Source organism: Leptotrichia hongkongensis, assembly GCF_041538065.1.
Taxonomy (GTDB): domain Bacteria; phylum Fusobacteriota; class Fusobacteriia; order Fusobacteriales; family Leptotrichiaceae; genus Leptotrichia; species Leptotrichia hongkongensis.
Genome location: NZ_JBGORW010000011.1, coordinates 54,661 through 63,161 on the forward strand (window position 1 = coordinate 54,661; position 8,501 = coordinate 63,161).

The following is an 8,501-nucleotide window of genomic DNA, read 5'->3' on the forward strand; positions in this document are numbered from 1 at the left end:
TTATAGTTATAAAATTGTCACAGTAATAGTATAGCATAATTTATTTATTTTTGTTATATTTTTTTAAAATTTTTTCTATTCAATTTTAAAATAATCCAAAAGATACTTATTATATTTTAAATCTAACTTTAAAAATTAAGTAAAGCTCAAATTTTGTTAGAAAAACAATACCTTTCAGATTTAATTTTTATAGTAAAACTAGTTTAAAACAGAACTCAAAAATTATGACTATTTTATTCAAACCCAAAATTATATAATTTTTATCAGTTCAATTTTAAATGGGTTCTATTATATAATAAAAATAAAAAGTGAGATTATTAAAAATCTCACAATTAAAAAGTTTTTATTTTTCATTATTTTCATCTAAAAAATTATTAGAGATTTGACTATTTCTCAAATCAATTTCTTCTTTATCTTTAAAATTATATTTGCTGTCTTTTCCTTCGTTTTTTAAATAGTTATTTTCAACATTTAGATAAATCACAATTTGTAAAGCTTGAGAATATAGAAGGAGTAAAAAAATAAATACTGAAATAACAATAACTACCAAGAATACACCTATTCCATTAGAAAAACCTCTAACAATACTAGAAAGTGGCAAGATAATTATAATACTTCCTATAATAGCTACTATTACAAATATTATTCCAGGAATTATTTTCTTTAGCCTATTTCCTTTGGACAGTTTCAAGCTATAATCCAGTGATTCTGAAAGAGTAAGATTACGAATATAATATATATCAAAAAAGTAAAGTAGCGCCCATATAAATATAACTATCATAGCTATATTTGCTAAAAGGGCTAAAAAAGTCCCTATGAAAGGTAATCTTTCTAACACAGATAAAATTATCCTTAAACCTAAACTTATTCCAAACATTGCAAGACATTTAATAAGAATCCCTTTTGTTGAGAACTTATCTGCTTTTCCTTCCACTTTTAATGCAATTTTTCTCAAAAAATATGCCATAAAGTAATTATTTGCTATTATTACAAATGCAATGACTAAAATGAAACCTAATAAAGAAAACATAGAAATTAGCTGTGCATATCCTGAAAGAGCAAGCATGACCAACCAAAGGTATCCTAAAACAAAGCTTATAAGTGGAGCAAGTGTTAAAATATACTCTAAAAATGCAAGTAGCTTATTTTCTTTAAGAATTATCTTAAATAAATCAAATGCTGCACTAAAAGTTTCTCCAATTCCAAGATCTTTTTTAAAGATTTTTTCTCTTAAATTTTCCAAATACATAATTTATTTTTCCTTTCCATTTTTTATAATTATACACTAAGTTTAAGAATACTTCAAACTTTAAGCTTGCTTCTCTTTATCTTCAGCCTGTCTTTTCAAATAATCATACTCCACATTTAAAAATATTACCGTATTCATTATTATGCCCGCAATTCCTAATATACTTGAAATAAATCCGCATACTACAGCAATTAGAAATACAACATACGATGGCATAAAAACAAATAACTTAGTTGAAAATGGCAATACAAACACAAGATTTATCGCTGTAATAATAAGTGTTGGTATCAATATTCTCAATCTATTTTTTTTAGATAATGCCAAATTATATTTAAAAGCTTCTAAAACTTTTATATTTCTTATATATAAAGTTTGCATGAAATAAAGAATATTTAGAGCTACAACTATCACTATTATAAAATACACTCCATACATAATATATTCAAGAAATCTTGAATTAAAATTTTTCGTAATTAAAGAAAAAATTGTTACCATCACTGACATAATCACTATTATGACTCCCATTACAATACAAAACAATAAATATATCCCAATAAATGTTAAATATTTAAAAAATACATTCCTAAATTTATACTCATTTTCCCGACCTTCAATTTTATAAGCTACTTTTGTATAAATTGCACCTATCAATAAACCTAAACAAAGAGATACCAAAAGAATACCTGAAAATATCAAAAGTGCTGAAGCAACTGCTTCTAAAATAGCCTCTCTATCCTCAACTTGACCTGCGATTTGCATTTTTATAAGAATATTTTGCACTGTCGCATTAGAAAAAAATACCCATATCTTTCCAATAGCAAGCAAACTAGCACATAATTTATTTTCTTTTAAAAATATTTTCAAAATTTCAAATGTTTTTTTGAAATATTCTACCATTTTTAATTTTTTATCAAATAATTCTCTTTGTAAATTTTCAAAATCCATAATTTTAATTCTCCTTTCAAAATTTATTGTAAATTTTTATCCTGTTTTTTCAAATAATTATATTCCACATTCAAAAATACTATAACTGCTATTGTTATCATAAAGATAAGTAAAAAGCTTGAAATAGCCCCAAAGATTACTGATAGCGGAAATGCTACAAATAACGGCAGTTCAAAAATTTCTAGTGAAAATATCGTAAAAGGCATCAGCAAAAAATAATTTAAAATTCCAAATAAATCTGATAAAAATGGAATTTTTACAATAAAATCTAAAATTGCAAGAATAATAACAGGAGTTAAAATTCTTAACTTATTATTTTTAGATATTTGTAAATTATACTGGAATGCTTTAGAAAATGACATATTTCTTATGTAGTATGCTTGAATAAAATACGCCACTTTCGATAAAAGAAATAATATTAATAATGTTAATGGTATTATTAAAATTCCCTTTATTACAAGCAGTATTGTTATTGCCGCTGTATCACTAATACCCCCTCCTGAACCAATCATCCATATAAGAATAAAATTAGCCCAGCCTAAAACAATTAATATTCTAAAGAAAATAGCTAAAATTGCAGTACATATTCCAAATATAATCAAATATTTAGTAACTATATTTTTTAAATCGTATTCTTTAGTATTTTCAATTCTTTGTGCAACTTTTGTAATCAGAACTGCATAAAACAAGCCAATATAAACTACAATCAAAAACATCATTATTAGTACCAAAAAATTATCATTTGAAATTGCTCTTATAACAATACTATTAAGAAATAACAGAAAAATATTTGCAACTAAAAAGAATATCGTCCATAATTTATTTTCCTTCACAAATACTTTCAAAACATCAAATGCTATTCTAAAATATTCTCCCATTTGCAATTTTCTTTTGGATAATTCATTTTGTAAATTCTGTATCTTCATTTTTAATTACTCCTTTATTATTTTTTAGATTTATTACAATCCCTGCTTTTCCAAGTAATCGTATTCTACATTCAAAAAAATTATAACTCCCATTATTGCTATAAATATTCCTAAAAAGCTTGAAATAATTCCAGCTATTGTAGATATCGGAAAAATTATAATTAACGGTATCTTGTCAAAAAGACGTAAAAAAAATGATACTCTAAGGACAGCATTTAATAATACAAAAATAATATTATCTGTTGTTAAAGTCTACATATTCTAAGTTCAAATAAACAAGATTGCTCACCATTATTCCCAAAACTGTATAAAGAAGTCCTGCTATTCCTCCAAAAACGGCATTAACAGTCATTAGCGTAACCTGATTTTTTATTGTAGCTTCAAATAACCAGCCTAAAAAATAATTAATCCCTACAAATACAGTAAAAATTGTTAATAGTACAGTCAATATCCGTATTCTGTTCCCTTTGCTTATATAAAAGTTATATTTGAATGCTTCGATTATATTTATTTTTCTTAGATAGTACGCCTGCTCGAAATATAAAAGATTTAGCTGTAAAATAATCCATAAGATTAAAAACGAAAGTGTCGATCTTGTAAATACTGTAATTATAATTCCCAATATTATCAAAAATACTTGTAATACTATGTTTACAAATGTTATAGTTAAAAATTTTACAATAATTTCAACTATACTAAACTCATTTTCCCGCTCTTCAACTTCCAAGCCCATTTTTTTTCTTATAATAGCCGAAATAAATCGAATAATTAAATAGACTATAATAAAACATAATATAAACAGCATCACTTCAGACGTTAGTTCATTAAATTCTTTACTTTTTACAAACTCATTAGAATTAATTTTTGTACTTCCATATTTTTTTACAATTTTATCCATTACCGCCATTACTTCTGCCCCTTGAAATATTACAACAACTCCAAGAAAAAATGAAAACAGGAAATGAAAAAATAGCAGTATTGGGTGTTTTTTTGAAAACACTTTCAAAGCATTAAAACCATTACTAAAATATTCCCATGTAGAAAAATATCTGTTTTTTAAATCATTTCTTAATTTATTAAAATCCATCAGGACTCCTCTCTTTTCTATTTTTATATCAAAAATTATAGCATACTTTATTTATTTTTAAAAACTTTTTTTACAGTAAAACTCTTCTAAAATTTATAAGTACTGCCCTAAAATTCTAATTTATCTTAATTTTTTATATCACTATTATAATTTAAAATTTTCTAAAAAAAATAATTATTTCTCTAAGAAAAATATAATTATTTTTTGTTATAATAAAAATAGTGCTTAAAGTTTAAAAAGGAGGAAAAATTATTATGTTAAAATCATTAAAAAAATCAACAATCATTCTATTTTCATGTATATCTCTAACTTCATTAGCAGCTGCAATTCCAAACGTTTCTGCAAAAAGAAGCAGTGAATATTCTGCTCAGTCTTCACGTGCATTAAGTTCACCATATAGCACTGTTGCTGATGTCACTATTTCTGGAAACATTGCAACTGTAAAAGAAAGTGGACAGCCATTTACTGGAATTTATGTTGAATTTGGCGAAATTAGAAATGCTCAAGTTGTTAGAAATTATCAAAATGGTACATTAAACGGGCCTATGTTCATGTATTATCAAAATGGAAATTTACAAAAAGTTGTAAATTATACAAATGGTGTAAGAGAAGGTGAAGATATTGACTTTTATGGAAATGGAAATTCTAAAACTATACGTAATTACAGAAATGGCATGTTAAACGGAAACAGCTTTGACTTTGATGAATTTGGACGTTTAACATCATCTCTTGAATATGTAAATAATGCTAAAAATGGAAAAGAGATAAAAATTTCAAACGGAATTGTTACAAACGAAAATAATTACGTAAACGGACAATTAAACGGTGAAGCAAAATCATATTATTCTAACGGTACTGTTCGTTCAAACGGAAATTACTCGCGTAATTTTAGAAATGGACAATGGACTTGGAACTATGATAATGGTAAGAAAAAATTAATTGAGAATTATCAAAATGGTATAATTACAGAGATTCTTGGATATTCAAGAAATGGATCAAAAGAACGTGAAATGAAACTTGTAAATGGAAATGGAAATTTCACACAGTATTACGACAACGGAAAAATCAAAGTTCAAGGTGCTTTAAGAAATTACAAGGCTTATGGAAATTGGAATTTCTATAATAAAGATGGATATTTAACTGATACACAAGGTTTTTATTAAAAAAACTTGATTTATTTTGATTTTAAAGGTATAATATTTATGTAACAGGTGTTTTAAAGGAGAATAAAAGAAAAAAATTTACTTAGAAAAGTGGTGTTAATTATGAAAAAACTATTATTCGCTTTAATGCTTTTTGTAAATATTTTAGGATTTTCAGCATTGAAAAATGGTATTTATTCTGTTGAAAAAAGATATGACGGTAACTGGACTTCATTCGTAAAAATAACAGTTAAGGATGGAAAAATAATCGGTGCCCAATACGACAGAAAAAATCAAAGAGGTGAATTGTTTTCAATGAGCCAAAATTCTTTTAGAGATGTAGCTTTTGAAATTTCAAGAAATCTTATAAATTCTCAAAATGTAAGTTCTGTAACAGGAAAAGATGCAAAAGCAGTATCAGAATTTAAAGAAATGTCAAACTTTTTAATTAATAAAGCCAATAATGGTGAAACTGGAAATTTTAAAATGTAATAAATCATTACAATTAAAATCTTAATTTTTTCAAAATTAAAAAGTTAATATAGTAAAAAAAGGAGTATCTTCATTAATCTATGAGATTACTCCTTTTTTATTAATTATTTTCTTCCAAGAATTTTAATAATTTCTGTATTTTTCTATCCTTTTCATCTTCTACTAATTTTAGTTCAAAAAAATACTTTCCTATATTTTTATACTCCATAGCCTCTTTTTCAAATTCTTTTGAATAATCAGCTTTTTTTAAATACAGTATCTGCCTTTCTGGAAAATAAATCTGTTTTCTATTATATGGCAATATAAAAACATAAAACACATCTTTACTGCCTATCTTCCATTTCCACCCAATTAAATGTCTTTTAAAGTTAAAATGATACGACCTAACTGTATCATTAAGTGAGAATCCATAATTCATTACATAAAGTTTCGTTTTAAAATCAAATTTCTGAACATACCAAAAATCATATTTCCGATTTTCTTTTAAAAGTCTAATTCTCTCATCTTTCAGAAAGAAAATCAAACTTCCTGCATAAATTGAAATTAGAAAAATAAAAATACTTATAACTATACTTTTTCTTTTCCTATAGTAAGCTCTTACTTTCCAAAATAGCTCTTCCAAAAAATCTAATATATCGTATATCATTTTTCTCACCTAAATGAAATTTTAACTATTCCACATCATAAATAAATGAATAGTTTTGTTTCACATCTTTACTTAAACTTCTGCCAACTACACACATTTCTTCTACTGATTTTTCAGCTTTTTCTCTTACTTCCTGACTGTATTCCTTTTTTAGATGAAATGCAATATTGATTTCTGTAACTTTAAAAGTTGTTAAATCGACTGTTTTTCCAACTTCTGCATAGCAATTTTGAAAATTCTGGTTATTAGATTCTAATTTTATTGATAAAACTGTCATAGCACATGAAGCTACAGATGCAGCGAGAAGTTCTGACGGAGAAAGCATTTCGCCATTACGGTCTGTCAAAATAATCTCGCTATTTCTGTTATTTTCTATTTTCATTCTAAAATTTTTGTCATATTTTACTATCATTTTATCCATTTTTATCCTTTAATTATCTTAAATTCTATTTTAAAGCATTTAATCCTGCTAAATTCAAGAAGTTCCAAGGCTTGTTATAGTGAGGCTGGAAGAAGAAGTCTACAAATGCCAATTCTTCTACAGTCATTTTATTTTGAATACATACTGACAATGTGTTAATTGATTGTGTTAAGTCAATTTTAGAAGTTAACTGTGCTCCTAAAATTCTTCTGCTATTTTTTTCAAATACCACTTTTAATGTAACTTTTTCATAAGTTGGCATAAATTCAGGACGATAGTTATCAACTGCGATTACACTTTCAACCTCTACTCCTTCTTGTTTTGCTATTTCTTCTGTTAGTCCAGTTGCAGCCATATTGTTTTCGTAAATTTTAATTCCTGAAGTACCTTGTGTTCCAAGATGTCTAACTTTATTTTCAAGCAAGTTTATAGCTGCTAATGTTCCCATTCTTACAGCGTTAGTTGCAAGCGGAATATATCTTTCTCTTTGTAATGGATTATAGAATACTGAACAGCAGTCTCCTGCAGCCATAACGTCTTTATTACTTGTTCTCATATATTCGTCAACTTTAATTGCTCCATTTGGAAGCATTTCAAGCTGTCCTTTAAACAATGAAGTACTTGGCAGGAATCCAACACACATAATTACCATATCAGCTTCATATTCATTTTTATCAGTAATTACTTTTGTTACATTTCCATTGCTTCCTTCAAATTTAACAACTTTTTCTCCAGTTGCAATTACAATTCCTCTATGTTTAAACGATTCTTCAGCAACATCTGTAAATTCCTTGTCAAAATATTTGCTCAAAACTCTTTCTTCTGCATCTACTAGCACAACTTCTTTTCCATTATCTCTAAATGCTTCAACAAGTTCCACTCCAATGTATCCTGCTCCAACAACAACAACTTTTTGTGAATGTTTTGCTCTTTCAATAATTTCATTTGAATGATTGTAATTTTTACAAAGTAAGATATTATTTAAATCAATTCCTTCAATTGGCGGAATAATAGGCCAAGAACCAGATGTAATGATTAATTTGTCAAAAGTTTCATTAAATTCAATTCCAGTTTCCAAATTCACAACTCTTATTTTTTTACCTTCAATATCAACATTCTTTACTTCATGTCTCATTCTAGTGTCAACGTTTAATTCTCTTAATTTTTCAGGTGAACAGTAAAACAGCCCTTGAGGATCTTTTACAACTCCTCCTACATATAAGGCAATCCCACAAGACAAGAATGAAATATTGTCATTTCTTTCAAATACTGTTATCTCCGCATCAGGATTTGTCTTTCTTAAATTCAAAATTGCCGCTGTACCAGCGTGTGTACATCCAATTACAACTACTTTCATCTATTTCCTCTCCTTCATAATATTCATATTTTAATTTTTAAATAAATTTATAATAATCATTATTTCAAATTATTTTTTTCTCAATCTATTTAATTATACTACATTTTAAAAAAAAATCAATAGTGTTTTGAAATTTTTACAATTTTATAGTGTATAGATGTCAAACATTTGTTACAAAAATATATTAAAAAAAATATTTCTTCCCTAATGTATCTTTAACCTACTGATTTTCCTTG

At 26.0% G+C, this 8,501-nt stretch carries 9 protein-coding genes; 2 read left to right on the forward strand and 7 right to left on the reverse strand.

The genetic code is table 11. The features are described 5' to 3' along the window. Positions 1-343: 343 nt before the first annotated feature. The 4 genes from ACEG17_RS08815 to ACEG17_RS08830 all read right to left on the reverse strand — a co-directional run bounded on the left by ACEG17_RS08815 (position 344) and on the right by ACEG17_RS08830 (position 4,207). On the reverse strand, positions 344-1,249 hold the full coding sequence (locus tag ACEG17_RS08815; protein ID WP_372583420.1) for a hypothetical protein: 906 nt from the start codon (positions 1,247-1,249) through the stop codon (positions 344-346). A 60-nt stretch (positions 1,250-1,309) separates the two neighbouring features. Next, complete coding sequence (locus ACEG17_RS08820) at positions 1,310-2,194, reverse strand: DUF7847 domain-containing protein (protein ID WP_372583421.1); 885 nt, start codon at positions 2,192-2,194, stop codon at positions 1,310-1,312. Between the two features lie 23 nt (positions 2,195-2,217). Then, positions 2,218-3,120, reverse strand: a complete 903-nt coding sequence (locus ACEG17_RS08825; protein ID WP_372583422.1) for a hypothetical protein — start codon at positions 3,118-3,120, stop codon at positions 2,218-2,220. Positions 3,121-3,355: 235 nt separating this feature from the next. Continuing rightward, a complete protein-coding gene (locus tag ACEG17_RS08830; RefSeq protein WP_372583423.1) occupies positions 3,356-4,207 on the reverse strand; it encodes a hypothetical protein in 852 nt (283 codons plus the stop codon). Positions 4,208-4,461: 254 nt separating this feature from the next. Between ACEG17_RS08830 and ACEG17_RS08835 the strand changes: the two genes are divergently transcribed. Then, positions 4,462-5,370: a toxin-antitoxin system YwqK family antitoxin gene (locus ACEG17_RS08835; protein ID WP_372583424.1), complete on the forward strand. Its 909-nt coding sequence runs from the start codon at positions 4,462-4,464 to the stop codon at positions 5,368-5,370. 102 nt (positions 5,371-5,472) lie between these two features. Further along, positions 5,473-5,841, forward strand: a complete 369-nt coding sequence (locus ACEG17_RS08840) for a pheromone cAD1 o protein (protein ID WP_147005553.1) — start codon at positions 5,473-5,475, stop codon at positions 5,839-5,841. A gap of 100 nt (positions 5,842-5,941) precedes the next feature. Here the strand turns inward: ACEG17_RS08840 and ACEG17_RS08845 are convergent, their stop codons facing one another. Genes ACEG17_RS08845 through ACEG17_RS08855 form a run of 3 tightly spaced genes read right to left on the reverse strand, consistent with a single transcriptional unit; the run spans position 5,942 to position 8,265 of the window. Continuing rightward, the gene (locus tag ACEG17_RS08845) at positions 5,942-6,487 is read right to left on the reverse strand and encodes a hypothetical protein (RefSeq protein WP_372583425.1); all 546 of its coding nucleotides are present in this window, start codon (positions 6,485-6,487) and stop codon (positions 5,942-5,944) included. Between the two features lie 25 nt (positions 6,488-6,512). Next, the gene (locus ACEG17_RS08850; RefSeq protein ID WP_299573779.1) at positions 6,513-6,908 is read right to left on the reverse strand and encodes an OsmC family protein; all 396 of its coding nucleotides are present in this window, start codon (positions 6,906-6,908) and stop codon (positions 6,513-6,515) included. A 25-nt stretch (positions 6,909-6,933) separates the two neighbouring features. Further along, a complete protein-coding gene (locus ACEG17_RS08855) occupies positions 6,934-8,265 on the reverse strand; it encodes an FAD-dependent oxidoreductase (RefSeq protein ID WP_372583426.1) in 1,332 nt (443 codons plus the stop codon). Positions 8,266-8,501: the final 236 nt, after the last annotated feature.